Annotated in this window: 23 protein-coding genes and 1 pseudogene; 12 read left to right on the forward strand and 12 right to left on the reverse strand. The window is 71.1% G+C overall.

Annotated elements, in window-relative coordinates; all coding sequences use genetic code 11:
• Positions 1-81: 81 nt before the first annotated feature.
• Complete coding sequence (locus OG456_RS24855; protein WP_266564550.1) at positions 82-1092, reverse strand: DUF3068 domain-containing protein; 1011 nt, start codon at positions 1090-1092, stop codon at positions 82-84.
• A gap of 188 nt (positions 1093-1280) precedes the next feature.
• Here OG456_RS24855 and OG456_RS24860 point away from each other — a divergent pair, with 188 nt between their 5' ends.
• Both OG456_RS24860 and OG456_RS24865 read left to right on the forward strand, forming a co-directional pair.
• Positions 1281-1433 (forward strand): hypothetical protein, encoded by a 153-nt coding sequence (locus tag OG456_RS24860; RefSeq protein ID WP_165914430.1) that lies wholly within the window; start codon positions 1281-1283, stop codon positions 1431-1433.
• Between the two features lie 3 nt (positions 1434-1436).
• On the forward strand, positions 1437-2729 hold the full coding sequence (locus OG456_RS24865) for a helix-turn-helix domain-containing protein (protein ID WP_266564553.1): 1293 nt from the start codon (positions 1437-1439) through the stop codon (positions 2727-2729).
• Between the two features lie 8 nt (positions 2730-2737).
• Here OG456_RS24865 and OG456_RS24870 read toward each other — a convergent pair.
• A pseudogene (locus OG456_RS24870) lies at positions 2738-2845 on the reverse strand (RNA polymerase subunit sigma-24); the annotation flags it as partial.
• Positions 2846-3050: 205 nt separating this feature from the next.
• Here OG456_RS24870 and OG456_RS24875 point away from each other — a divergent pair.
• From OG456_RS24875 to OG456_RS24885, 3 genes are all read left to right on the forward strand, one after another.
• Positions 3051-3827, forward strand: coding sequence for an IclR family transcriptional regulator (locus OG456_RS24875; protein WP_266564555.1), 777 nt, complete (start codon positions 3051-3053; stop codon positions 3825-3827).
• Positions 3824-4672: an SMP-30/gluconolactonase/LRE family protein gene (locus OG456_RS24880; RefSeq protein ID WP_266564557.1), complete on the forward strand. Its 849-nt coding sequence runs from the start codon at positions 3824-3826 to the stop codon at positions 4670-4672. Before OG456_RS24875 ends, OG456_RS24880 begins: the two co-directional genes overlap by 4 nt.
• 319 nt (positions 4673-4991) lie before the next feature.
• Positions 4992-6500: an alpha-N-arabinofuranosidase gene (locus OG456_RS24885; protein ID WP_266564559.1), complete on the forward strand. Its 1509-nt coding sequence runs from the start codon at positions 4992-4994 to the stop codon at positions 6498-6500.
• A 73-nt stretch (positions 6501-6573) separates the two neighbouring features.
• On the opposite strand, the gene OG456_RS24890 is transcribed toward OG456_RS24885, so the two are convergent.
• The 8 genes from OG456_RS24890 to OG456_RS24925 form a co-directional block, all read right to left on the reverse strand.
• Complete coding sequence (locus OG456_RS24890; RefSeq protein WP_266564561.1) at positions 6574-9519, reverse strand: beta-galactosidase; 2946 nt, start codon at positions 9517-9519, stop codon at positions 6574-6576.
• Between the two features lie 108 nt (positions 9520-9627).
• Positions 9628-10788 (reverse strand): aldose epimerase family protein, encoded by a 1161-nt coding sequence (locus OG456_RS24895; RefSeq protein WP_266564563.1) that lies wholly within the window; start codon positions 10786-10788, stop codon positions 9628-9630.
• A gap of 58 nt (positions 10789-10846) precedes the next feature.
• On the reverse strand, positions 10847-12088 hold the full coding sequence (gene mmsB, locus OG456_RS24900) for a multiple monosaccharide ABC transporter permease (RefSeq protein ID WP_266564565.1): 1242 nt from the start codon (positions 12086-12088) through the stop codon (positions 10847-10849).
• A 5-nt stretch (positions 12089-12093) separates the two neighbouring features.
• Positions 12094-13635 (reverse strand): multiple monosaccharide ABC transporter ATP-binding protein, encoded by a 1542-nt coding sequence (mmsA, locus tag OG456_RS24905; RefSeq protein ID WP_266564567.1) that lies wholly within the window; start codon positions 13633-13635, stop codon positions 12094-12096.
• 43 nt (positions 13636-13678) lie between these two features.
• Entirely contained in the window at positions 13679-14788 is a 1110-nt protein-coding gene (chvE, locus tag OG456_RS24910) for a multiple monosaccharide ABC transporter substrate-binding protein (protein ID WP_266564568.1), read from the reverse strand.
• A gap of 5 nt (positions 14789-14793) precedes the next feature.
• The gene (locus OG456_RS24915) at positions 14794-15786 is read right to left on the reverse strand and encodes a hypothetical protein (protein WP_266564569.1); all 993 of its coding nucleotides are present in this window, start codon (positions 15784-15786) and stop codon (positions 14794-14796) included.
• Positions 15787-15879: 93 nt separating this feature from the next.
• Positions 15880-16884, reverse strand: coding sequence for a zinc-binding dehydrogenase (locus tag OG456_RS24920; RefSeq protein WP_266564571.1), 1005 nt, complete (start codon positions 16882-16884; stop codon positions 15880-15882).
• Positions 16881-18047, reverse strand: a complete 1167-nt coding sequence (locus tag OG456_RS24925; RefSeq protein WP_266569417.1) for a mandelate racemase/muconate lactonizing enzyme family protein — start codon at positions 18045-18047, stop codon at positions 16881-16883. The genes OG456_RS24920 and OG456_RS24925 overlap by 4 nt, the downstream gene beginning before the upstream one ends.
• Positions 18048-18273: 226 nt before the next feature.
• Here OG456_RS24925 and OG456_RS24930 point away from each other — a divergent pair, with 226 nt between their 5' ends.
• The gene (locus OG456_RS24930; RefSeq protein WP_266564573.1) at positions 18274-18954 is read left to right on the forward strand and encodes a hypothetical protein; all 681 of its coding nucleotides are present in this window, start codon (positions 18274-18276) and stop codon (positions 18952-18954) included.
• Positions 18955-19036: 82 nt separating this feature from the next.
• On the opposite strand, the gene OG456_RS24935 is transcribed toward OG456_RS24930, so the two are convergent.
• The gene (locus OG456_RS24935) at positions 19037-19525 is read right to left on the reverse strand and encodes a MarR family winged helix-turn-helix transcriptional regulator (protein ID WP_266564575.1); all 489 of its coding nucleotides are present in this window, start codon (positions 19523-19525) and stop codon (positions 19037-19039) included.
• A gap of 89 nt (positions 19526-19614) precedes the next feature.
• Here OG456_RS24935 and OG456_RS24940 point away from each other — a divergent pair, with 89 nt between their 5' ends.
• From OG456_RS24940 to OG456_RS24960, 5 genes are all read left to right on the forward strand, one after another.
• Complete coding sequence (locus tag OG456_RS24940; RefSeq protein ID WP_266564577.1) at positions 19615-20646, forward strand: NADP-dependent oxidoreductase; 1032 nt, start codon at positions 19615-19617, stop codon at positions 20644-20646.
• A gap of 73 nt (positions 20647-20719) precedes the next feature.
• A complete protein-coding gene (locus OG456_RS24945) occupies positions 20720-21142 on the forward strand; it encodes an organic hydroperoxide resistance protein (RefSeq protein WP_266564579.1) in 423 nt (140 codons plus the stop codon).
• Positions 21143-21210: 68 nt separating this feature from the next.
• Positions 21211-21993 (forward strand): EI24 domain-containing protein, encoded by a 783-nt coding sequence (locus tag OG456_RS24950; RefSeq protein ID WP_266564581.1) that lies wholly within the window; start codon positions 21211-21213, stop codon positions 21991-21993.
• Positions 21994-22028: 35 nt separating this feature from the next.
• Positions 22029-22838, forward strand: a complete 810-nt coding sequence (locus tag OG456_RS24955; RefSeq protein WP_266564583.1) for an NAD(P)-dependent oxidoreductase — start codon at positions 22029-22031, stop codon at positions 22836-22838.
• Between the two features lie 19 nt (positions 22839-22857).
• On the forward strand, positions 22858-23187 hold the full coding sequence (locus OG456_RS24960) for a YrdB family protein (RefSeq protein WP_227294505.1): 330 nt from the start codon (positions 22858-22860) through the stop codon (positions 23185-23187).
• Positions 23188-23206: 19 nt separating this feature from the next.
• Here the strand turns inward: OG456_RS24960 and OG456_RS24965 are convergent, their stop codons facing one another.
• On the reverse strand, positions 23207-23833 hold the full coding sequence (locus OG456_RS24965) for a TetR/AcrR family transcriptional regulator (protein WP_266564587.1): 627 nt from the start codon (positions 23831-23833) through the stop codon (positions 23207-23209).
• Between the two features lie 94 nt (positions 23834-23927).
• On the opposite strand from OG456_RS24965, the gene OG456_RS24970 reads away from it, so the two are divergent.
• Positions 23928-26366 carry a glycoside hydrolase family 3 protein gene (locus tag OG456_RS24970; protein WP_266564589.1) on the forward strand — a complete coding sequence of 813 codons (2439 nt, stop codon included), beginning with the start codon at positions 23928-23930 and terminating at the stop codon, positions 26364-26366.
• Positions 26367-26452: the final 86 nt, after the last annotated feature.

Genomic DNA, 26452 nt, shown 5'->3' on the forward strand with positions numbered 1-26452 from the left:
GTGGGACAGTTTTCGCCGAGCTGTTCGATGCGGCTACTCACCGAGGTGACAAATTCTCAGCTTTCCGGAGCTGACGTCTCATCACATCGTGGAGGGTTCCAGCACTGTTGGGGACGAATCGGGATTCGACGGTCCGCTCCCGTCCGTACCGCCCCGTCCGCCCCTGCCCCGTACGACGAACACGGCACCCAGTGCCGCGAGCAGCAGGCCGGCCGCGCCCGCCCCGAGCGGGAGCGTCGTACCCAGGAGGTGGAGCCGGCCGCTGTCGTCGTCGGCGAGGGCGATCTGCTGCCGCTGCGTGGCCGGGGTGAACGCGATGCGCTCGCTGTCCAGGAGCACCACCGCGTCCTTCGCCGAACCGGGGGCGCGCAGCGTCTTGCGCGGGCCGATCGCCGCGTAGACGATCCGGCCCGTCTTCGGATCGGCGACCAGTTCGATGCCGTGGTTCGCGTACCACTCCTCGGCCAGCACCTGATTCCGCTTCGGCTGTCCCACGATCGTCCCGGGCACCAGACGTGACCCGGTCTTCGTGGCGGGGACGGTGCCGGTGAAGCGGTAGCCCTCGTAGCCCTGGATCCTCTTCGTGCCCCGGTAGGCGAGCGTGACCGTCGCGCCGAGCGTGTTGTCCCACCAGCGGTAGGCGCGCTTGTGCACGTCGAAGGGGAACTTGAGGTAGGCCTCGCCCTCGAAGGACGGCTGCTCACCGCAGCAGTGCACCGGCGCGTTGGTCCTGCGGTCGGTGACCCAGCGCTCCAGGGTCCACTGGAGCGCGTCGTGGGGGTCCGCCGCGGGCAGCGACGCGTCGGTGTCGACGGACGTGGACACGTCCCACACCGCCCGGCCGCTCTTCTCGGACGCGGCCACATCGCCGCGCACCTGGCGCGTGACGGTGATCCTCCTGCCGTGCACGGTCCTCACCGCGCCGGTGTCGAAGTAGCTTCCGGTTCCGGTGAACACGGTCGTCGTGTCGACGTCGACGGGGGTGCGTTCGGCGCGCGGCTCGACGTACCACGCGAGCAGCGGGGCCAGGGCGAGCAGGAACGCGCCGAGACCCAGCATGAGCAGGGAGAAAGGTGAGACTGTTCGACGCATCCGGCACTCCTGGGGGTGGGGGAGGGAGGTCTGGTGCGGGCGCAACGCGGCTTTGGGCCGGGAACCGTAGGCGCACCCTTGACGGAGTGTCAATGCATTGCAGAGACTGGGCACTTGCCGGAACGGGGCCCGGCACGCGCTGCGCAGGGGTGGGGATTCGACCTCCAGAACGAGAGGCTGACCCTGCGATGAACCGACTGCTCGCCGCCGCCCTGACCGTCGCGGCAGGTGCCGTGCTCGCCCTCGGCGCCTCCCTGGGCGTCGTCGCCCTTCTGAACGCCACCCCGGACCAGCCGAACGTGCCGCTCGTGACGTACGAGACGGCCGGCCGGGAGCGCTGAGGGGTGCCCCCTGTTCCGTCCGGCGGCCCTGCCGCCCACAGCGCCGTGCGGCCCGAGCGTTCGGCCTGGCGCGATGTGCCCCGGCTCCAGGTGAAACGGTTCGCCGGGCTCGCCATGGCCGAGGCGCCCGCCCTCGCGGAGGACATCCTTCGGGAGATCCGCCGCGAATACCCCCACTTACCCCTCGTGCTCGACGAGTCCGGCGAGCCCATGGCGCTCGTCGGCATCCGCAGAGCCATCGAGGGCTTCGTGCAGCTCCAGCTCGCCGACGCGGAGGACCGTCCGCGCTCCCATCCGGCCGTCTTCCAGGAGTTCGGCCGCGGCCAGAGCCTGCACGGCCGCAGCCTCGACTCCCTCCAGGCCATGTACCGGCTCGGTGTACGCCTGGCCTGGCGCCGCCTCGCCGAACTCGGCCAGCGGGCCCTCATCCCGCCACCCGCCATGTACGAACTCGCCGAGTCGGGCTTCGAGTACCTCGACGGACTCGTCGACCAGTCCGTACGCGGCTACGCCGAGGCCGCCGCCCGGCAGGCCGGCGAACGCCTGCGCCTCCAGCGCAAACTCATCGACCTGCTGCTCACCGAGCGGACCGAGCATCCCGACCACCCCGAACGCGGCGCCGCCGCCCCGCCCGACCCCGCGCGGGCCCTCGCCGAACGGGCCGCGCGGATCGGCTGGCCCCTGCCCGGCCGGGTCGCCGTCGGAGTCCTCCTGCGCCCCGCGCGCGAGGCCGTCGCGCCCGCCGTCGGACAGGGCGTGCTCCTCGACATGGAGACCGAGCAGCCCCGCATGGTCGTGCCCGACCCCGACGCGGCGGGCCGCCCCGAACTCCTGCGCCGCGCCATGGCCGGCTGGTCCGGCGCGATCGGCCCGCCCGTGCCGCTGCCCGACGCGGCGAAGTCCCTGCGCTGGGCCGAGGCCGCGGTCCGGCTCGTGGAGCGCGGGCTGCTCCCGGCGGGCGAGGTGCTCCACTGCACCGAACACACCCAGGCCCTCGTGCTGCTCCAGCCCGAGGAACTCATCGACGACCTGTCGCGCCGTGCGCTCGCGCCCCTCGCCCACTGCGGCCCCACCCACGCCCGCCGCATGGCCGACACCCTCCTCGCCTGGCTGGAGACGCGCGGCGGCGCACCCGAGGTGGCCGCCCGGCTCGGCGTCCACCCGCAGACCGTCCGCTACCGGCTGCGCCAGATCCGCGAGCTGTGGGGCGACGAGATCGACGACCCGGACCGCCGCTTCGAGCTCGAACTGGTGCTGAGGGCACGGCGGTTGAGGGATCTGCACGGCGGGCCGTGACCGGCGCGTCAGCCCTTCGGCTGCCGGCGGGACCGCCGCACCTCGCGGTCGACCGCCCACGGGTCCGACACCGGGCCCAGGTGCCCGGGCTTGTCGGGGCTGATCACGGCGGAAAGCCCGTGCCCCGTCCGTCATGCCCCTGAGGCGATCAGGGCCCCTCGGCTGTGACACGCGGACGGGGCGTGTGAGTGCCGTCACAAAGCGGCGACCTGGTGCACGCAGGCGCCTCCGGGTCATTGCCCGCCCAACGCGGCTGTGAGTAGCCTACGTTCGTGATACCGACCGACTGTTGAAATTTCGAACATAGAGAGGGGGCCGGCCGTGGGGCGTCTCGTACCCGCCGTGACCCGGGCTCTCGACATACTCGAGCTGTTCCTGGACGGGGACGGCACCCTGTCCGCCCCGGACATCGTCCGCAAGCTCCAGCTGCCCCGCACCACCGTGCACGAGCTGGTCACGACGCTGGCCGCGCGCTCCTACATCGTGACGGTGCCGGGCGAGCCCGGCCGCTACCGCCTCGGTGTGCGCCCGTACCAGCTCGGCAGCCGGTACGCGGAGCAGCTCGACCTCGCCGCCGAGGGCCAGCAGGTCGCCCGCGAGGTCGCCGAGACCTGCGACGAGACCGTGCACGTGGCGATCCTCGAGGGGACCGACGTCATCTACATCGCGAAGGTCGACAGCACCCACGCCGTGCGGATGGTCTCCGCCGCGGGGCGCCGCCTGCCCGCGCACTGCACCTCCGTGGGCAAGATGCTCCTCGCCTCGCTGCCCGGGCCCGAACTCGCCGCCCGTGTCCCCGACTCGGCGGACCTCGTGGCGATGACGCCCAACAGCATCACCGAACCCGCCGCCCTGCGCGAGGCCCTCGCCGGCATCCGCGAGCGCGGCGTCGCCGTCGAGAGCCGCGAGTCCAACCCGGACGTCAGCTGTGTCGCCGCCCCCGTGCGCGACCGCTCGGGACGGGTCGTGGCCGCGCTCTCCGTGTCGGTGCCGATGATCCGGTGGAGCGCGCCGCGCGAGGACGAGCTGGCGCAGCTCGCCGTGAAGGGCGCCGCCGACCTGTCCGAGCGGCTCGGGTACCGGGGGGCCGGCCGATGAGGCCGGAGGTGGCCGTCCGCGCGGAGGTCACGCTCGGGGAGGGCCCCACCTGGGACGCGGAGGCCGGCCGGCTGATCTGGGTCGACATCCTCGGCAGCCGGGTCCACACCTACGACCCCGCGACCGGGCGCCGCACGGTCATGGCCACCGAGCAGCACGTGGGCGCGGCCAAGCCGCGGGCCGGCGGGGCGGGGGTCGTCGTGAACCTCCGCGACGGCGTCGGCCTGTACGGTCCCGGCGGCAAGGACTTCCGCTGGCTGCACCGCGACCCCGTGCCCGGGCGGCGCGGCAACGACGCGGCGATCGCCCCCGACGGCTCGCTCTGGGCGGGCAGCATGACGTACGACGAGACGCCGGGCGGCGGCAACCTCATGCGGTTCGCCGCCGACGGGACCTCGACCGAGATCCTCGGCGATGTCACGGTCAGCAACGGCACCGGCTGGAGCCCCGACGGCACCCTCATGTACTACGTCGACACCCCGACGCGGCGCATCGACGTCTTTGACGTGGAAGGCCAACAGGCCGTGCGGCGACGGGAGTTCGCGATCGTCGAGGAGGGTGCCGGGTATCCCGACGGGCTGACCGTCGACGCCGACGGCTGTGTCTGGGTCGCCCTCTGGGACGGCTCGGCGCTGCGCCGCTACACCCCGTCCGGCGCGCTCGACCGTGTCGTGGAGCTGCCCGTGCGGCGCCCTACCGCGTGCGCCTTCGGCGGCGCGGACCTCACCGACCTGTACGTCACGTCGGCGCGCGTCGGCCTCGACGCCCCGTCCCCGTACGCCGGTTCGCTGCTCGTCCTGCGCGGCATGGGCCGTGGCCTGGCCCAGCCCGCGTTCGAGGGCTGAGCCCGGACGAATGCCCCGAAGGGTGCGGGACCCCCACGCCGGTGGGGGTCCCGCACCCTTCTGTTGCTCAACCCATTGACGCCGCCGCGTCCCGAACCTACGGTCCCGTTCGAAGTTACGAGCATCATTCGATATATCGAACAGCAGCGAGCAGGCCCCTGGCGGCCGTAGGGGCCGGAGCCCTCCCCGCCCTGCTCCCCACGATGGCGCAAGCCGACGTACGTGGGCTCGGCCTCGGCGAGCTGAGCTGGGGCAGGGACGGCCGGCCGAGCGTCCGCTGAATCGATCAATGTACGTAATCCCGAACCCTGAGGGAGACATGACCCGCACCGCACGCTTCGCCCTCGACCCCGCCTTCACGGTCGGCACGGTCGACCCCCGGCTCTTCGGCTCCTTCGTGGAGCACCTGGGCCGCTGTGTCTACACCGGCATCTTCGAGCCGGACCACCCCACCGCAGATGAGGCGGGCCTGCGCCAGGACGTCCTGGAACTGGTCCGCGAGCTCGGCGTCACCGCCATCCGCTATCCCGGTGGCAACTTCGTCTCCGGCTACAAGTGGGAGGACTCGGTCGGCCCCGCCGAGGAGCGCCCGCGCCGCCTCGACCTGGCCTGGCGCACGACGGAGTCGAACCGCTTCGGCCTGTCCGAGTACATCGCGTTCCTGAGGAAGGTCGGCCCGCAGGCCGAGCCGATGATGGCGGTGAACCTCGGCACGCGCGGCGTCGCGGAGGCCATCGAACTCCAGGAGTACGCCAATCACCCGGCGGGCACGGAGCTGTCGGACCGCCGCATCGCCCACGGCGACAAGGACCCCTTCGGCATCAGGCTCTGGTGCCTGGGCAATGAGATGGACGGGCCGTGGCAGACCGGCCACAAGACGGCCGAGGAGTACGGGCGGCTCGCCGCCGAGACGGCGCGCGCGATGCGCCAGATCGACAAGGACGTCGAGCTGGTCGCCTGCGGCAGTTCGGGCCAGGGCATGGACACGTTCGCCGAGTGGGAGGCGAAGGTCCTTCAGGAGACCTACGACCTGGTCGACTACATCTCGCTCCACGCGTACTACGAGGAGCACGACGGCGACCGGGACTCCTTCCTCGCGTCGGCGGTGGACATGGAGTCGTTCATCGAGAACGTCGTCGCGACGTGCGACCACGTGGGCGCGCGCCTCAAGTCGAAGAAGAAGATCAACCTCTCCTTCGACGAGTGGAACGTCTGGTACATGTCGCGCACGGACGCCGAGGTCTCGGCGCTCGACTGGCCGGAGGCCCCCCGCCTCCTGGAGGACGTCTACTCGGTCACCGACGCGGTCGTCTTCGGTTCGCTCCTGGTCGCCCTGCTCCGCCACGCGGACCGCGTCACGGTGGCCTGCCTGGCCCAACTCGTCAACGTCATCGCCCCGATCATGACCGAGCCCGGCGGCGCGGCCTGGCGCCAGACGACGTTCTTCCCGTTCGCCCAGGCCGCCAGGTACGGGAGGGGCGAGGTCCTGGACGTCCGCGTGTCCGGGCCGACGTACGACACGAAGCGCCACGGCACCGCGGACCTGCTGCACGCGACGGCGGTTCGCGCGGAAGACGGCACGGTCACCCTCTTCGCGGTCAACCGCAGCCAGACGGAGTCCCTGCCGCTCGAAGTGACCCTCCATGGAATGGAGTTGGGTGAGGTCGTCGAACACTCGGTGCTCGCCGACGCCGACCCGGACGCCCGCAACACCCTCGCCGAGCCGGAGCGCGTCGCGCCGCACGCGGGTACGGGCGCGAGGCTTGAGGACGGCACGCTCAAAGCGACCCTTGAGCCGCTGTCGTGGAATGTGATCCGGCTCGGCTGATCCACGGCGTCGGCCACTGAGCGGGCCGGAGGGGATGCCGCCCTCCGGCCCGCTCTATGCCACTCGGGGGTGGTCACACGCCGGGCGACGGAACCGCCCGCACTTCCACCCCGCCCGCCGCGCTCCCGAGGAGCTTCAGCTGTACGTCTCCCGGGCCCGCCGGGGTCGTGCCGTCGGCGAGGACGGCCAGGGCGAGGGTGTTGGCGCCGCGGGTGCGCAGGATGCCGTTCGGGACGGCGAACGTGTGCTGGGGGCCCACGTCGTTGATGTACTGGCCCATGTTCCAGCCGTTGACGTAGAGCTGGACGCGGTAGGCGTGGGCCGCGTCGTCCGTGAACGTGAGGCCGATCGAGGCGTCCACGTCGTGGTCGACGGCCAGCCGGAACGTGGTGCGGTACCAGGAGACTCCTTGGCGTGCCGGGCCGTCGACCGGGAACGCGGCCCGCTCCCAGCCGCCGTCCGCCTCGGGATCGAGCCCCGGCAGGTGCCAGCCGTGCCGCTCCCCGTACAGGCCGCCCGTGTTGAGCGGGCCGCGCACCGGGTCCGTGCCCGAAGCGCCCTGGATACGCCAGGCCACGGCCGGATCCGCGCCCGTGAAGGCCACCCCGGTCAGGCCGCGCGCCGACTTGTGCGAGTCCCGGGCGCCGCCGTCCTCGTCGTGCTGCATGCGGCGGACGAGGACCGACAGGACATGGCCGCCGGCGGTGCGCAGGTCGGCGGGCAGGGCGAAGGCCGCCGTCGCCGTCCACGTGCCCTGGGTGGACTGGGCCGACGTCGGTACCGGCATCCGGTGCGTGCCGAGGGGGCGGCCGTCGAGCCACGCCATCAGCAGGCCCTGGGTGCCGGTGGAGTACGCCAGGTTCACCGACTCGGCGCCGCTCGCGTCGTCGAACGAACCCCGGTACCAGACGTCGCCGTAGTGGAAGCCGTAGTCGTCGGCGAACAGGACGGGCCGGCCCGCGGGCACGGGCGTCGTCGAGTACGACGTCGCCTTGTCGGCGACGGTCCAGTCCGCGTCGTCGAAGTCCTGCTCCGACTCCGGGTTCTCGGGCCGTCGCCGCCAGCCGGTGAGCGCGGGCAGCCGCACCTCCGGGACGCCCGGGAGCGCTCGCCCGGCAGCGAAGCTTCCGGAAGGAGTGGTGCGCATATGGACCGGGCCGTTGTTCCAGGTGATCAGCTGCACGCCACGCGGTGCCCACACCTCCAGGTCGGCTTCCTCGATCGTGTCGCCCGTCAAGTGGAGAGTGGCTCCGTGGAGTTCGGCCCGGCGCAGCAGTGCGGGACCGCGGACGAGGACCGGGCCCGAAGGGGTGTCGTAGCGCCACAGCCGGGCGGACGTCTCGTCGTCCGCGAACAGGACGAGGAGCGTGCCGCCCACCACTACCCGCACCAGGCCGCCCAGGTGGGTGGAGACGCGCAGGACTCCGTCCTCGTACGTCGTGGTTGCCGGCCCGTCGAGGACCGTGACGTCCGGCTCCTCCTCGTACGCGAAGGCCGCCTCGGCCGGCTCTCCCGGCCGGCCCGCGAACACCGCGACGTCCCGGCGCCCCGCGCTCAGCTGGATCATCGGCTGGACCGTCGAGTACGCCAGCTGCGACTTCCCGAGAGCGGCCTCGGCCAGGACGAGCTTCGCGTCCTTCGCGCCGACCGTGACCTCCGCGCTCGCCGAGCCCAGTGGCAGCGTCGAGGTGATCGACGCCGACGTGTCGTTGCGCAGGACGTAGACGTGCGCGCCCGTGTCGGGATTCGTCAGGTGGTAGACCTTCAGGGCCGGGTCGGCGGCCGCCGTGTCCTGCGCCCGGTCCAGCTTCGCCAGGTCCGGCACGGAACGGAGCAGTTGGCCGATCTGGTGCATGGGCGTCAGCTTGGACGTGACATTGCGCGCTTCGTCGAGGGCCGCCCCGTAGTCGTACGACGTGTAGACGACCGGCGCGGGGAGCCAGCCCCAGCTGGTGCCGCCGAACGTCATGTAGACGTTGTGGATCTTGATGCCGTTGGCGAGGTTGGTGAGGTAGAAGCGCCGCTCGTACGCCGCGTCGCGGGTGCGCCGCGACTCCTCGTATCCCTTGCCGGCGAACACGGCGCCGCCCCACGGGTCGAACCAGCCGCCCCCGAACTCGGCCATCAGGCCAGGGGTGTCGGGGCTCGCCGTCGACCCGCCCTTGGCGCCGCCCACGCCGAAGTAACCCCAGTCCGGCGGGTTGCCCGACGGCGACGGGTAGCCGTCGAATCCGTAGAGGTAGCGGCCGGACTCGTCACCCGTGCTGAACGAGCCCGGAGTCCAGTAGCCGTTGCGGCCCTTGTCGTTGTGGAACAGCGGGACGTCGATGCCGTCGGCGCGGACCTTCGCGTACAGGTGCGCCATGTAGTCCTTGCCGGCCGGGCTGGTCACGTTCGAGGCGTACTCGTTCTCCAGCTCGTAGAGGACGACCGTGCCCTTGCCACGCGTGTACTGGTAACGGGCGATGATCTCGTTCACGGCCGTCAAGTACTCGTCCACGTAACCCAGATAGGTGGGATCGGAGGTACGGGCCGTGCCCTTGGTGGCCGTCAGCCAGCCGGGGAATCCGCCCGCGTCGACCTCCGCGTTGATGTAAGGGCCGGGGCGCGCGATGACGTAGAGACCCTCCTCGGCTGCCGTCTCCAGGAAGCGGCCGAGGTCGCGCACGCCCGTGAAGTCGTAGACGCCGGGGGCCGGGGAGTGGAAGTTCCACGCGACGTAGATGCTGATGGCGTTGTAGCCGTGCGCGCGCAGCTTCTGCAGCACGTCACGCCACAGCGACGGGCTCGGCAGCCGGAACGGGTGTACCTCGCCCGACCACAGGACGACCCGGCTGCCGTCCACGAGCAGCGAGTACTTGTCGAAGGCGACGGTGTGCGTCCGCCCGTCGGCCTCGGGCGCGGGGACGGGGGTGGTCGCATCGTCGGGAGTGGCTGCGCCCGCCGTCGGCAGCGGCAGGGCGAGGCTGGCCGCGGTCGTGGCGGTGAGCGCCGTGAACGTACGTCTGCTGAGTGGCAACTGACGTCTCCATAGGGCTCGGTGAGGTAAGTGCGAAGGGGGAGGAAAGACACCCGGCCTCGCCCGTGGTTGTCACGGGCGGGGCCGGGGGATGTGGGCGGGGGGTGGTCAGGCGCCGAACGAGTGCACCGTCGTCGTCCGGTACGTCTCGCCCGGGCGCAGCACCGTCGACGGGAACGTCGGATGGTTCGGCGAGTCCGGGAAGTGCTGCGTCTCCAGGCACAGGCCGTCGCCCTGCCGGTAGGTGCGCCCGGAGGGGCCGGTGAGCGTGCCGTCGAGGAAGTTGCCCGAGTAGAACTGGACGCCCGGCTGATCCGTGGCGATCTCCAGAGTGCGGCCGGAGGACGGGTCGCGCAGCGTCGCGAAGTGCACGGGCCGCGCCGTGATTCCCTTGTCGAGGACCCAGTTGTGGTCGAAGCCCTTGGCTGTGACCAGCTGCGGGTGCGCGGTGCGGATGTCGCGGCCGATCGGCTTCGCGGAGCGGAAGTCGAACGGGGTGCCCGCGACCTTCGCCCGCTCACCGGTCGGGATGAGTCCCGAGTCGGTGGGCGTGTAACGGGAGGCGGCGAGGGTGAGTTCGTGGTCGTAGATGCCGCCGCTGCCCTCGCCCGCGAGGTTGTAGTACGTGTGGTTCGTCAGGTTCACGACGGTCGCCTTGTTCGTCGTCGCCTCGTAGTCGATGCGCCAGTCGCCGCTCGCCCCGAGGGTGTAGGTGACCGTCACCTTGAGCGTGCCCGGGTAGCCCATCTCGCCGTCGACCGACGTGTAGTGCAGCCTCAGGCCGACGTCGGAGCCGGAGGTGAAGTCCTCCACGTCCCACACCCGCGTGTTGAAGCCCTTCGCCCCGCCGTGCAGGGAGTTGGCCCCGTCGTTCACGGAGAGCTGGTACGTCGTGCCGTCGAGGGTGAACCGGCCGTTCGCGATGCGGTTGCCGTAGCGGCCGATCGTGGAACCGAAGAACGTGGTCCCGGCGACGTAGTCCTCGATGGTGTCGTAGCCGAGGGACACGTTCACGTACCGGCCGTGGCGGTCCGGTATCTCCAGGGACTGGATGATGCCGCCGTAGGAGAGGACCTTCAGGCGGGTGCCGCCGTTCTCCAGGGACCAGCGGTAGATCCTCGTGCCGTCGGCGAGCTTGCCGAAGAGCTCCTTCACGGGCCTCCTGCTTCCCGAGGCGGAGGCTGAGGCGTGGGCTGTTCCGCCCAGCGCGGTGGCTGCCGCACCGGCGGCGGCGGCCGATGCGAGGAGAGTGCGTCTACTCAGTTCCATGTGCGGCTCCCTCAAAGGGTGGGCCCCGCCGGGCTTGGGCCGGCGGGGCCGAGCTGACTTACGAACCGACCTTGCGCTTGTTCCACACGTCGAAGCCGACCGCTGCGAGCAGCACCAGGCCCTTGATGACCTGCTGCCAGTCGGTGCCGACGCCGACGAGGTTCATGCCGTTGTTCAGGACGCCGAGGACGGTGCCGCCGATGATCGCGCCGAGCACCGTGCCGACGCCGCCGCTCATCGACGCGCCGCCGATGAACGAGGCGGCGATCGCCTCGAGTTCGAAGTTGACGCCCGCCTTCGGCGACGCGGCGTTGAAGCGGGCCGCGAAGACCAGGCCCGCGAGCGCCGCCAGCATCCCCATGTTGAGGAAGACCGCGAAGGTGACCTTCTTGTCCCGGACGCCGGAGAGCTTCGCCGCCGGCAGGTTGCCGCCGATCGCGTACACATGGCGGCCGATCACCGCGTTGCGCATCACGTAGCCGAAGGCGACGAGGAGGACGGCCAGGACGATCAGCACCACGGGCGCGCCCTTGTAGCTGGCGAGCAGCAGGGTGAAGACGAGGACGGCGGCGACCAGCGCGGTGAGCTTCAGCGCGAACAGCTTCGCGGGCAGCACGTCGAGCGCGTACTCCTGCTGGCGCTTGCGGTCGCGCACCTCCTGCCACACGACCAGGGCGATGAGTCCCAGGCCGAGGAGCATGGTGAGGTTGTGGTAGTTGGTGTCGGGGCCGACCTCGGGCAGGAAGCCGTTGGCGACCTTCTGCAGCCCTTCGGGGAACGGGCCGAGCGTCTGCCCCTTGAGGAAGATCTCCGTCAGACCGCGGAAGAGCAGCATGCCCGCCAGGGTCACGATGAACGACGGTATGCCGAGATAGGCGATGAAGAAGCCCTGCATGGCGCCCGCGAGCGCGCCGACGACGAGGACCGCGATCGCGGCGACCGGCCACGACCAGTGGTGCGTGACCATGAGCACCGCGGCGAGCGCGCCCGTGAACGCCGTGATGGAGCCGACCGACAGGTCGATGTGGCCCGCGATGATGACGATCATCATGCCGATCGCCAGGATCAGGATGTAGCTGTTCTGCAGCACCAGGTTCGAGACGTTGCGCGGCAGCAGCAGGTCGCCGCCGGTCCACACCTCGAAGAGGATCACGATCAGGCCGAGGGCGAAGAGCATTCCGTACTGCCGCATGTTGCGGCGCATGCCGTCGATGATCAGCCCGCCGAGGCCGCCTTCGTCCCCGGAGCCCTTCTGTGCCGCGGCGCCGGCCGGCGACTCGGCCTTCAGGTTCGTACTCATCGGTCCTACCTCTTGTCCTTGGTCATGTGCCGCATCAGCACTTCCTGGGTGGCCTCCGCTCGCGGGACCTCACCGGTGAGCCGTCCGGCCGACATCGTGTAGATCCGGTCGCACATGCCGAGCAGCTCGGGCAGTTCGGAGGAGATGAAGACAACGGCCTTGCCCTCGGCGGCCAGTTGGTCGATCACCGTGTAGATCTCGTACTTCGCTCCCACGTCGATGCCGCGGGTCGGCTCGTCGAGGATCAGCACATCGGGCCCCGCGAAGATCCACTTGCTGAGGACGACCTTCTGCTGGTTGCCGCCGGAGAGCCGGCCCACGGGTTCGGAGACGTTGGGCGCCTTGATGTTCATGGACTTGCGGAAGCCCTCGGAGACCTTCCGCTCCTCGTGCTCGTCGACGACCCCGCGCCGGGCGACCTTGCGCAGCGCGCTCAGCGAGATGTTGCGGTTGATGGAGTCGATGAGGTTGAGGCCGTAGTGCTTGCGGTCCTCGGTGACGTACGCGATGCCGTGCCCGACCGCCTCGGGGACGGTGCGGGTGCGGATCTCGGTGCCGTCCTTGAGGACACTGCCGCCCGCGTACTTCCCGTAGGCCCGCCCGAACACGCTCATCGCGAGTTCCGTGCGGCCCGCGCCCATCAGCCCCGCGATACCGACGATCTCCCCGCGGCGCACGTTCAGGGACACCGAGTCGACGACCTTGCGCTGCTGGTCGATGGGGTGGAAGACGGTCCAGTCGCGGATCTCGAGCGCCGGCGCCGCGGCGAGGTCCTGCGGGTGCGGGGTGCGCTCGGGGAAGCGGTGGTCGAGGTCGCGGCCGACCATGGCGCGGATGATCCGCTCCTCGGTCGTCTCCGCGGCCTTCACGTCGAGCGTCTCGATCGAGTGCCCGTCGCGGATGACCGTCACGGAGTCCGCGACCCGGGCGATCTCGTTGAGCTTGTGCGAGATGATGATCGAGGTGATGCCCTGGCCCTTCAACTCCAGGATCAGATCGAGGAGTTTGCCGCTGTCCTCGTCGTTGAGCGCGGCCGTCGGCTCGTCGAGGATGAGCAGCTTCACCTCCTTCGACAGGGCCTTGGCGATCTCGACCAGCTGCTGCTTCCCGACGCCGATGTCGGCGACGCGGGTCTGCGGGTGCTCGTTCAGACCGACCCGCCGCAGCAGGTCCGTGGCGTGCTTGAGGGTCTCGCCCCAGCTGATCACGCCCCGCGTGGCGTGCTCGTTGCCAAGGAAGATGTTCTCGGCGAGCGAGAGGTACGGCACCAGGGCGAGCTCCTGGTGGATGATCACGATGCCGCGCTTCTCGCTCGCCCCGATGTCCTTGAACCGGCACGGCTCGCCCTCGAAGAGGATCTCCCCCTCGTAACTGCCGTGCGGGTGGACGCCGCTGAGCACCTTCATCAGCGTCGACTTCCCGGCGCCGTTCTCCCCGCAGACGGCGTGGACCTCGCCCGCGCGCACGCTCAGAGAGACGTCCGCGAGCGCCTTGACGCCGGGAAAGGTCTTGACGATCGAGCGCATTTCCAGGACGGGTCCCGCCATGGTCGTGCCTTTCTGCTCCGTGTGAACCGGTGGTGTGGGCGGACTACTTGAGGTCGCTCGCCTTGATGTAGCCGGTGTCGATGAGTTCCTTCTGGTAGTTGCTCTTGTCGACGCTCACCGGCTGGAGCAGATAGGACGGCACGACCTTCTTGCCGTTGTTGTACGACGTGGTGTCGTTGACCTGCGGCTTCTTCCCCTTCAGCACCGCGTCGACCATGCTGGAAGCGACCTTGGCCAGCTGCCGGGTGTCCTTGTAGACGGTCTGGGTCTGCTGGCCCGCGACGATCGACTTGACCGAGGCGACCTCGGCGTCCTGCCCGGTGACGACGGGCAGCGGCTTGCTCGCGGAGCCGTAGTCGTCGGACTTGAGCGCGGACAGGATGCCGATCGAGATGCCGTCGTACGGGGAGAGGACGGCGTCCACCTTGGCCGAGGAGTACGACGAGGTGAGCAGGTCGTCCATGCGCTTCTGCGCGGTGCCGCCGTCCCAGCGCAGCGTCGTGACCTTGTTGAGCGCCGTCTGGCCGGACCTGACCACGAGCTGCTTCTTGTCGATGTAGGGCTGGAGCACCTTCATCGCACCGTTGAAGAAGTACTTGGTGTTGTTGTCGTCGTTCGAGCCCGCGAACAGCTCGATGTTGAAAGGCCCCTTCTTGGAGCCGTCCTTCAGACCCAGCTTCTCGGTGATGTACGTGCCCTGGAGCCGGCCGACCTTCTCGTTGTCGAAGGAGGCGTAGTAGTCGACGTAGGGGGAGTTGAGCAGGAGGCGGTCGTAGGAGATGACGGGGATGTGCGCGTCATGGGCCTCCTTCAGGACGTTGGAGAGCGCGTCGCCGTTGATCGCGGCGATGACCAGCGCGTCCACGCCCTGCGTGATCATGCCTTCGAGCTGCTGGACCTGCTGGTCGACGTCGTCCTCGCCGTACTGGAGGGTCGTCTTGTAGCCGGCGTTGTGCAGCGTGGTGACCATGTTCTTGCCGTCGGCTATCCAGCGCTCGGACGACTTGGTCGGCATGGCGATGCCGACGGTCATCTCCTTCTTGTCCTTCGATTCCTTGCTGCCGCCCTCACTGCTCTGCCCGCAGGCGGTCAGGGTGAGGGCGAGAGCGGCGGCTCCCGCTACTGCGGTCACTGCACTTCTGCGGTTGCGCATGGTCATCAGTCCTTGTCGGTCGCGTCGTGGGGAGCCGGTACGGTCAGGGGGAAACGGTCGAGGGTGCCCGGCAGCCGGGAGCCGAGCGGCGACATGCCGCCGTCCGCGCCGTGCCGGGCCAGCAGGTCGAGGGCGAGCCGGCCACGGCGCACGCGCTCACGGGCGGTGTCCAGGGTGAGATCGCGCAGGTGGCCGCCGTACGGGTAGATGCCGGGCGCCTTCGCGAGACCGAACTTCAGGTACAGCGGCGCTCCGCGGCGGATCAGCTCCGCGATCTCGTACATCCGCACATAGCCGCCGAGGTCGTCGGGCGCCTCGACGTACAGGTCCATGGGCGCGGCGGAGACCCGGCGGATCTCGGTGAGGTGGGCCAGGGTGAGGTCGCTCGGCACGTTGAGCGAGTCGGCGCCGAGCCGCTCGAAGACGGCGTAGGAGGCCGGGTTGACCGGCCCGATGAGCGCGGAGACCTTGAGCGTGGTGTCCCGGGGGATCACACCTTGCTCGCGTGCCCGGTGCAGCGTCCACAGCACGCCCTCGTCGGCCACGAGCAGGCACTTCACGCCCAGCTCGGTGGCCCGGACGGCGTCTTCCACGCATCCGGCGACGGCGTCGTGACCGCGGGCGCGCAGGCCCGCGCCGTGCGAGTCGGTACGCACCGAGGCGCCCGTGTCCCAAGTGCCGCGCGGTCCGGTGAACAGGCACAGCTCGATGTCCCGTTCGGCGGTCGCCTCGGCCATCTCGACGATCTCGGTGTCGGAGAGCATCCACACGCCGCTGCCCTGGCTGATCCGGTGGATCGGCACGTCGAGGCGCGAGGACTCCTTGAGGACGACGGCCAGCGCCTCGGGCCCCTCGACGGAGGGGATCTCGGTGCGCCAGGTGCCGCCGTCGGGGAAGGCGTGCGGGGAGGTGTCGGCGTCGGCGGTGGCGGGGGCGGACAGGCCCAGGGCCGCGAGGGCGGGTTCGCCGGGACGGCGGGGAGAGGAGGAGTCGGTCACGGGCAGTCCTTCACGTTCGGTGTTGTTCGGTATTTCGAACGAAGTTCGGATCGGTGGGCGCGGGTACGTCCGGAACGTGCCGGGCGGCAGGAGCTAGGGGAGCAGCAGGACCTTGCCCACCTTGGGGTCGCCGGATCCCACCAGCTCGATGGCGTACGGGAATTGATCCAGCGGCAGCTCGTGCGTCACCAGCGGCAGCGGATCCAGGAGCCCCGCGCCGAAGACCCGCACGGCGTGCGCCCAGGCGGCCGACGGCGCCCCGAACACGGTCCGCACCTCCAGCTGCCGCACGACGAGTGCGGTCGGATCGAGCCCCGCCGCGCCGGACGCCGGGAGCCCGGTGAGGACGAGCCGCCCCCCGCGCCGCAGCAGCGACGCCGCGGTACGGGCCGAGTCCGCGGACCCGGCGGTCTCGATCACCACATCGAAGTCGCCGGGCAGCTCCTGGCCGGGCGTACGGAAGTCCGTCGCGCCGAACTTCTTTGCCAGGGCGGCCCGTTCGGGGCGGGTGTCGACGGCGAGGAGCTCGGCGGGGGAGTTCGCCGCGAGGAACTGCACGGCGAACATGCCGAGGGTGCCCGCGCCGACGACGGCGACACGCTCGCCCGGCCGCGCGTCCGCCTTGAGCGCGGCCGCGGCGACGCAGGCCGCGGGTTCGAGCAGCGCGGCCGCCGTCAGATCGGCGTCGTCCGGCAGGACGTGCAGGAGACGGGCCGGCAGGGTCAGCGTGGTGGCCATGGCGCCGGGCTGCGTGAACCCGGTCTCCTCGTACCCCGCCGTGCACAGCGTGCTCTCGCCGGCATGGCACCGGTCGCACACCTGGCAGTTGCGGAAACCCTCGCCGACGACCTTCCTGCCCACGAGCGACTGGGGCGCGCCCGGCCCGACGGCCTCGACGGTGCCGGACCACTCGTGCCCCGGCGTGAGCGGGTACCGCACGTACCCCTCGGGCCGGTTGCCCTGGTGGACCTCGCGGTCGCTGCCGCAGATGCCCACGGCGTGGACGCGGACCAGCGCCTCACCCGCCGCGGGCGGCACCGGCTCGCGCGGGACGATCCGGTGCTCGCCCGGCGCGTCAATGACGACGGCGGAGTTCACTGCTCGCCGCCCTTCGGCGCTCGCTTCTCCCAGCCCTCGGCCCACAGGTCGAACCGCGCCTGCTGCTGCGGGAATTCGGCCGCCGCGTCGACATCGAGCTCGACCCCGAGGCCCGGCTCGTGCGACAGCTCGAAGCACCCGGTCTCCGGGTCGACCTGCGGCGCGCCCTTCACGACCTTCTTGATGTCCGCGTCCGCGAAGTCGTTGAAGTGCTCAAGGACCTTGAAGTTCGGTGTGGCGAAGCCGACCTGGAGCGACGCCGCGGTCAGGACGGGACCGCCCACGTTGTGCGGCGCGACCAGCACGTAGTGGGACTCCGCCGTCGCCGCCAGCTTCCGCGTCTCCCAGATGCCGCCGATGTGGCCGACGTCCGGCTGGATGATGTCCGCGGCCTGGCTCTCGAACAGCTCGCGGAACTCGATCCGGTCGTGGATCCGCTCACCCGTGGCGACCGGGATGTCCACCCTCGCGGCCACCTTCTCCAGCGCCTTGAGGTTCTCCGGCGGCACCGGCTCCTCCAGCCACGCGGGCTTGAAGGGGGCGAGATCGCGCGCCAGCCGGATCGCGGTCGCCGGCGAGAACCGGCCGTGCATCTCCAGCATCAGCTCGGCGTCGGGCCCGATCGCGTCGCGCACCGCCTCGATCAACGACACGGCGTACAGGCTCTGTTCGTGGTCGAGCTCGTAGTGCCCGGTCCCGAAGGGGTCGATCTTCAGCGCCTTGTACCCGCGCTCCATCACCGCCCGCGCCGCCTTGTGGTACGCCTCGGGGGTGCGCTCGGTGGTGTACCAGCCGTTCGCGTACGCCTTGACCCGGTCCGTCACCTTGCCGCCGAGCAACTGCCACACCGGGACGCCGAGCGCCTTGCCCTTGATGTCCCAGCAGGCCATCTCGACGACCGCGATGCCGGACATCACGATCTCCCCGGCCCGCCCGTAGTCCCCGTACTTCATGCGCCGTACGAGATCCTCGGTCGCGAAGGGGTCCGAGCCGACGATGTGGTTGGCCTGAGCCTCCTTCAGGTAGCCGATGAGCGCGTCGGTGTGACCCAGCATCCGGGTCTCGCCGACCCCTGTGATCCCCTCGTCGGTGTGCACCTGGACGTAGGTCAGGTTGCGCCAAGGCGTCCCGACCACATGCGTGCTGATTCCCGTGATGCGCACGGCAGTTGCCCCCTGCGACGTTCGATATTTCGTCATGCGTTCGAAATCCTGGCGTGACAGTAAGGAGGTGCGTGCGGGGTGTCAATGGTTCGCGCAGCGCGTTGTCCGCCGCGTCGTGCACAGAAGCCGTATGGAGGGTCAATTCTTCAGAACACGCGGTTCCGCACAGAACATTCACAGCACCGGCTTTTTCCGTTACCGGCGCGGCGCCTAGCCTCCATGCGTCATGGATTACTGCCACCCGTGCCGAAGGCACCTCAACGGCGCCCTCGCCTGCCCTGGGTGCGGCACGCCCGCCGAAGCCTGCCGCGAGCACGCGGAGGCGCTCGCGGCGCAGGAGTCGGCCGAGAACGCCGGCGCCTCTCACGCCGACGAACCCACGCACACCCGCCGCTCCCGCAGGGAACGCCGTGAGCGCGGCGCCCGCAGGGCCCACCGGCGCCGGCGCAACAAGATAGTGATCGCCGCCGCGGGGCTCGCGCTCGCCGCGGGCGGCCTCAGCTTCGCGGAACTCGGCACCGAGTCGTCGGCGGACGGCGACGGGCGGGGCTCGTCCACGTCGGCCGAGGAGGCCGCCGACCAGGAGGCCGAGGCCGCCGCGTCCTCGGCGGCCGCCACCCCGACCGGCGCCGCAGCGGCCGAGGCGGACCCGCAGGCGTCGAGCGCCTCGGCGTCCCCCTCCCCGTCCGCGTCGGAGTCCAAGGACGCGAAGGACGACAAGGACGAGAAGGCGGGGGAGACGAAGGAGGGGACCGGGGGGCGTGCCACCTCGGTGCCCGCCGCCACCCCGACCCCGGACGCCCCGGCCGGCCCCGGCACGCCCGCCCCCGGGCCCACCACGACACCACCCCCGCCGCAGCCCACCCCGACGAAGACGTGCGACCGCTTCCTGTGGTGGTGCACCTAAGGGGTTGCGCCTTGCGGCCGGAACCGCGCCGGACGGCTCCCTGGCGGAAGCCACGGCTTGTCGCCGGAAGCCACGGCCGGCGTCAGGCCGTGGTGTCGGCGTCCATCATCTTGGCGAGGAGCCTGCGCAGTGAGTCCCGCTCCTCGCCGGTCAGCGAGGCGATGGCTCCGCGAGCGAAGCCCAGGTTCCCCTGCACGCCGCGCGCCATCCGCACGCCCTCTTCCGTCGGCGCGGCCAGTTTCACGCGCCGGTCGGCCGGGTCGGGGCGGCGCTCGACGAGGCCGCGCCCTTCGAGGCGGTCGATGAGCCCGGTGATGTTCGACGGCTCGCAGTTCACCTGCTGGGCTATGCGCCGCATGGGCATCGGCTCGCGGGAGAGCAGGTCGAGGACCCGCGCCTGCGCCGTGGTGAGCCCCTGACCCCCGGCGGCCTGCTCGTACTCCTTGTAGTGACGTGAGACCAGCGTGCCGATCAGCTCGACCAGGTCGGCGGTCACCGGGTCGGCTGTCGCGGGATCGGTTGTCACGGGGTCGCCCGTCACGGGTTTTGGGGCGGAGCTGCTTGCGGCCATGTACTCCAGAGTACCCATTTACTTGACACTATGAAATATCGAGGAGCATGGTTGTTTCAGTAAGTGAAGCAATCAGGAGGCGCCCCGCCATGTCTGTCGACACCCCCCAGATCCCCGCCACCAGCCGCGAGTGGCACCTGACCAGCCGCCCGGTCGGCTGGCCCAAGCCCGAGGACTTCCAGCTCGCCGAGGTGGAGATCGCCCAGCCCGGCCCCGGCCAGGTGCTCGTCAAGAACCTGTACGTGTCCGTGGACCCGTACATGCGCGGCCGTATGAGCGCCGCCAAGTCGTACGTCGCCCCGTACGAGCTCGGCAAGGCGATGCAGGGCGGCGCGGTCGGCGTGGTCGTCGCCTCGAACGACGAGGGCGTGGCCGTCGGTGACCACGTGCTGCACTTCAACGGCTGGCGCGAGTACGCCACGTTCGACGCCAAGCAGGCCGTGAAGGTCGACCCGGAGGCCGCGCCCCTGTCGGCGTACCTCGGTGTTCTCGGCATGACGGGCCTGACCGCGTACGCGGGTCTCCTGCGCACCCTCTCCTTCAAGGAGGGCGACACGGTCTTCGTCTCCGGCGCGGCCGGTGCCGTCGGCAGCCAGGTCGGCCAGATCGCCAAGCTCCTCGGCGCCGGCCGCGTCGTCGGCTCGGCGGGCTCGGCCGAGAAGGTCAAGCTGCTCATCGAGGAGTACGGCTTCGACGCGGCGTTCAACTACAAGGACGGCTCCGTCTTCGAGCAGCTCAAGCAGGCGGCCCCCGACGGCATCGACGTCTACTTCGACAACGTCGGCGGCGACCACCTCGAAGCGGCGATCGGCCAGCTCAACCGGGACGGGCGCATCGCGATCTGCGGCGCGATCTCGGTCTACAACAACACCGAGGCCGCCCCCGGCCCGCGCAACCTGTCCCGCCTGATCCAGACCCGCGGCCGCATCGAGGGCTTCCTCGTCGGCGACCACTACGACCTCCAGCCGCAGTTCGTGCAGCAGGTCGGCGCCTGGATCCGCTCCGGCGAGCTCAAGTACCGCGAGACGGTCGTCGAGGGCATCGAGAACAACCTGGAGGCGTTCCTCGGGGTTCTGCGCGGCGACAACATCGGAAAGATGGTCGTCAAGCTGGGTGAGTGACCCCGGTCACGCTCGTTCCTTCCGGGATTCGGTAATCTCTTTCCGCCTACCGGATCGAATGAGGGAGTACGGGATGCCCATCCAGCAGTCGGACGTCGTCTACACCGCCGTGGCCACCGCGGAGAACGGCCGTGACGGCCGCGTCTCCACGGACGACGGCAAGCTCGACGTCGTCGTGAACCCGCCCAAGGAGCAGGGCGGCAGCGGCGCCGGCACCAACCCGGAGCAGCTGTTCGCCGCCGGCTACAGCGCCTGCTTCCAGGGCGCGCTCGCCGTGGTCGCCCGCCAGGAGAACGCCGACATCTCCGGCTCGACCGTCACCGCGCACGTGGGCATCGGCAAGAACGACGAGGGCTTCGGCCTCATCGTCGAGATCTCCGCCAAGATCCCGAACGTGGACGAGGCCACCGCCAAGTCCCTGGTCGAGAAGGCCCACCAGGTGTGCCCGTACTCCAAGGCCACCCGCGGCAACATCACGGTCACGCTCTCCGTGTGACCGATGCGACCCGGCCCCGGCCCGCACCCCGCGCAAGGGGTGCGGGCCGGTCCCATAGGGTGGTGCCCATGCGTGATCTCGGGGCGGGCTTCGGCTACTTGATGAAGGGCCAGCGCTGGGTCTCCCAGCACGGCAAGCAGTTCGGCATGGGGCTCCTGCCCGGCCTGATCACCCTCGTCCTGTACGCGGCCGCGCTGATCTGCCTCGCCCTGTGGGGCGACGACTTCGTCACCTGGGCGACCCCCTTCGCCGACGACTGGACGTCGCCGTGGGCCGGCCTGTTCCGCGGCTTCCTGACCGCCGTGCTCTTCGCCCTCGTCCTGCTGCTCGCCGTGATCGCCTTCACCGCCGTCACCCTCCTGATCGGCCAGCCCTTCTACGAGTCCCTGTCGGAGAAGGTGGACCTCGCCGAGGGCGGCCACGCCCCCGAGTCGGGCCTCCCGCTCTGGCGTGAACTGTGGGTCTCCGCCCGCGACAGCCTGCGGGTCCTTGTGCGCGCCGCGCTCTGGGGCATCCTGCTCTTCGCCCTCGGGTTCGTCCCGTTCGTCGGCCAGAGTGTCGTCCCGGTGATCGGCTTCCTCGTCACCGGCTTCTTCCTCACGGAGGAACTCGCCGCGGTCGCGCTCCAGCGCCGCAGCGTCGAACTCCGCGAGCGCCTCGCCCTGTTGCGCTCCCGCAAAGGCCTCGCCTGGGGCTTCGGCACGCCGCTCGCGGTCGCGTTCCTGGTGCCGGTCGTCGCGGTGTTCCTGATGCCGGGAGCGGTGGCGGGCGCGACCCTGATGGCCCGGGACCTGCTCGGCGAGACGACCCCGGAGCCGGCCCCCGAGTCCGGGGAGCCGGCCACGCACTGACGCCGGGGGCCGCGGACGCGGGCTAGCGTCGGAGCATGGAAAAGATCGCCTTCCTCGGCCTCGGTCACATGGGCGCGCCCATGGCCCGCCATCTCCTCGACGCCGGACACCCGCTGACCGTCTGGAACCGCACCCCGGCGAAAGCCGCCCCGCTCGTCGAACGGGGCGCAGTGCTCGCCGACAGCCCCGCCGACGCCGTGCGCGACGCGGATGTGGTCATCACCATGCTCGCCACCCCGGACGCCGTGTCCGAGGTCGCCGACGCCATCGCGCCCGAGCTGCGGCCCGGCACCTACTGGGCGGAGATGTCGACCATCGGTCCCGAGGCCGTACGGCAGCTGGCGGCCCGCCTCGGTGACGGGGTGACCCTCGTCGACGCCCCGGTCATGGGCAGCACCGACAAGGCCGAGTCGGGCGAACTCGGCATCCTCGCGGGCGGCGACGCGGACCGGATCGAAGGCGTACTAGCCCACCTCGGTACGGTCACCCGCACGGGCGCGCCCGGCTCCGGCGCCGCGCTCAAACTCGTCGTCAACACCGCCGTCATCGGCGGCGTCGGCCTGGTCGCCGAGGCCATGGCGCTCGCGGACGCGCTCGGACTGCCCGAGGACGTCGCGAAGGGCGCCCTCGCCGCGGGCCCCCTCGGCGCAGCCGTCGCCCGCGCCTTCGCCGAGGGCGTGCACTTCGGCTCGGACCTCGCCGTCAAGGACATCGCCCTGGCCACCGGGACCACCGAACTCCCCGCGATGGAAGCCGTGTTGGGTCACTTCAAGGAGGCCGCGGCGGACCCGTCCCTCACCCATGAGGACATCGCGCGGGCCGTCACCCGTATCCGCGAGCGGTAGGCCTTGTCATACTGCGCCCATGAAGACGGCGAACCTGGGTGTGCTCTTCCTGATCGAACTGGCGGCACTCGGGGCTGTCGGGCGCTGGGGGTTCACCCGTGACGTCTCGGCCCCGCTCGCCTGGCTGCTCGGCCTCGGGGTCATCGCCGTGATGATCACGCTGTGGGCGCTGTTCGGGTCCCAGAAGGCGTCGTACAAGACGCGGGGCGCGGGCCGGGTCGCCTTCGAGCTGGTGTGGTTCGGGGCGGGCGCGGCCGCCCTCCTGCTGGCCGGGGCCGTCGGCTGGGCCATCGCCTACGTCCTGGTGTGCGCGGTGAGCAAGACGCTCGCGGTCGTCTGGCGCCAGTAGCCGCCGCGCACACGGGAGTTCACCCGGGGGCTGCGTCCCCCGCGTCGCCCGGGTCGCCCCTGTCGCCCGGGTCGCCTTCGATGAGTGCCAGGAAGTCGCGGAACGCGCCCGGCATGTCCACCGACTCGGGGTCCAGCAGCCACTGGTACTGCAGCCCGTCCATCACCGCCACGAGCAGCGGCGCCGCCCGCTCGGGTGTGAGGCCGCCGGGCAGCCGCTCCCCGTACTCGGTGCGCAGCACGGCGGCCATGCTCTCCCGCACGTTCCCGTACCGCTGTGTGAAGTAGGGCCGCGCCGGGTGGTCCTCCGTGACGCTCTCGCCGAGCAGCGCGGAGAACGTCTGCACGATGCCGGGACGCATCGCGTTGTACTCGACCAGCGAGGCGAGCAGGTCGAGGCGCCACCGGCCGTCCGGCACCGCGTCCCACTGGTCGCGCTCCTCCAGGACCGCGACGAGCAGCGACTCCTTGGTGCGGAAGTAGTGCAGCAGTCCCTGCTGCGTCAGCCCGACGCGCTCGGCCACCGCCCCCAGTGTCGCGCCGCGGTACCCGCGCTCGGCGATCACCTCCAGGGCGGCACGGAGGATCTCCGCGCGCCGTTCCTCGCTCCTGGCGGTTCTCGTACCCATGCCGTCACCGTACGACATCGTTCATAACGGCAAGATGACGAAACCTACTGATCTACAGGTAACGGGTGCAGGATGACGGACAAGGGCCGGACTTCAACGAGGAGGCGCCGTCGTGGCGGACAACCAGCAGGACCAGGTACGCGAGGCGGTCGTCGAGGCCGCACTCGGCAAGCTCGACCTCGACACCAAGGCGGGCCTCCTCGCCGGGCAGGACATGTGGTCCCTGCCCGCCGTGCCCGGCATCGGCCTCGCGTCCCTCGTGATGTCGGACGGCCCGATCGGCGTCCGCGGCATCCGCTGGACCGCCGACGACCCCTCGATCGCCCTTCCGTCACCGACCGCGCTCGCCGCCACCTGGGACCCTGAACTCGCCTGCAGGGCAGGGCGGTTGCTCGCCCAGGAGGCCCGGCGCAAGGGCGTGCACGTGCTGCTCGCCCCGACCGTCAACCTGCACCGCACGCCCGTCGGAGGCCGGCACTTCGAGGCGTACAGCGAGGACCCGTACCTGACCGGCGCGATCGGCACCGGCTACGTACGCGGCGTGCAGTCCGGCGGAGTCGGCACCACCGTCAAGCACTTCGTCGCCAACGACGCCGAGACCGACCGCTTCACCGTGGACAACGTGGTCAGCGCCCGCGCCCTGCGCGAGCTCTACCTCGCCCCCTTCGAGGCGATCGTCGAGAACGCGCACCCCTGGGGCATCATGACCGCCTACAACACGGTCAACGGCACGACGATGACCGAACACCGCTACCTCGTGAACGAGGTGCTCCGCGGCGAATGGGGCTTCGACGGCTTCAACGTCTCCGACTGGATGGCCGCCCGCTCCACCACCGGCGACATCATGGGCGGCCTGGACGTGGCCATGCCCGGCCCGGAGACGGTGTACGGGCCCGCGCTCGCCGCCGCCGTCCGTGCCGGAGAGGTCGAGGAGTCCACCGTCGACGAGGCCGTGCGCAACGTGCTGCGTCTCGCCGCCCGCGTCGGCATCCTCGAAGGCGCCGAGCCCGTGGTCACCGAGACCCCCGCCGAGATCGACGGCGAGGCACTCGCCCGCGAGATCGCCCGCCGCGCCTTCGTCCTCGTACGCAACTCCGGTGCGCTTCCGCTGCGTTCGGGCGGCAGTATCGCCCTCATCGGCGCCGCCGCACGCGACGCCCGCGTCCTCGGCGGCGGCTCCGCCACCGTCTTCCCCGCCCACGTCGTCTCCCCGCTCGACGGACTGACCGCCGCGCTCCCCGAGGGCACGCTCACCTACGCGATCGGCGCCGACCCGAACGAGGAACTCGCCGCCGCGGGCGCCGGGTTCGAGCTGCGCGCCCGCTGCCTGGACGCCGCCGGCGACGTCATCGGCACCGCCTCCGTGCCCGGCGGCCGCGTCCAGTGGATCGGCGCCGACCTGCCCGACGGAGTCACCCACGACGCCCTGCACACCGTCGAGTTCACCGGCACCTTCACCCCGCGCGTCTCCGGGCCGCACACCTTCGGCACCCAGGGCATCGGCGGCTTCACCCTCACCGTCGCCGGACAGGTCCTCTTCGACGGGGAGCAGCCGCTCGCCTCCGCCGCCGACCCGTTCGCGGCGTTCTTCGGCAGCCCCGTCGGCCGCGGGGACGTCGACCTCGTCTCCGGCGAACCCGTCGACGTATCCCTGCGCTACGTCGTCTTCAAGCCCGAGGGCGCCCCGCTCCAGGCCATCGCGTTCTCGCTGGTCCACCGCGAGCCGCAGCGCGACCCCGAAGAGCTGATCGCCGAGGCCGTCGAGGCCGCGCGCTCCGCCGACACCGCGGTCGTCGTGGTGGCCACCACCGAACGCGTCGAGTCCGAGGGCTTCGACCGCAAGGACCTGCGCCTGCCGGGCCGCCAGGACGACCTCGTGCGCGCCGTCGCCGCCGCCAACCCGAACACCGTCGTGGTCGTGAACTCCGGCTCCCCGGTGGAACTCCCGTGGCGCGAGGACGTCGCGGCCGTGCTCCTGAGCTGGTTCCCCGGCCAGGAGGGCGGCGACGCCCTCGCCGACGTCCTCACCGGCGCCGAGGAGCCCGGCGGCCGGCTGCCCACCACCTGGGGCACGTTCGATGACGCACCCGTCACCGAGGTCGCCCCCACCGACGGCCGGCTGGCCTACACCGAGGGCGTGTTCATCGGCTACCGCGCCTGGGAGCGGTCGGGCGCCACCCCGTCGTACGCCTTCGGCCACGGCCTCGGCTACACCGAATGGACGTACGAGGCGATCGAGGTGCGGGACGGGGGTGCGACGGCCGTGGTCCGGGTGCGCAACTCCGGCGAGCGGTCCGGTCGCGAGGTGGTCCAGGTCTATCTGGCTCCCGAACAGGCCGACCCCGCCCGCCCGGCCCGTTGGCTGGCCGGCTTCGCGGGCGTCGAGGCGGCTCCCGGCGAGAGCGTCGAGGTCGCCGTCCCGCTGCCGCGCCGGGCCTTCGAGATCTGGGACGAGAACGCCGACGCGTGGGCCCACCAGCCGGGTGCGTACGAGGTCGAGGCGGGCCGCTCGGTCGCGGACCGCCGGGTGAGCGCGAGAATCAAGGTCTGAGCGGATCCGCCGGGGTCGGGGCGGGTGCGGGGCCCCGGCCGGGACGGGTACGGGTGCGGGTGCCCGGGTGCTTGTGTGGGTGCCAG

It is taken from the genome of Streptomyces sp. NBC_01446 (assembly GCF_026340095.1).
GTDB classification, from domain to species: Bacteria; Actinomycetota; Actinomycetes; order Streptomycetales; family Streptomycetaceae; genus Streptomyces; species Streptomyces aureus.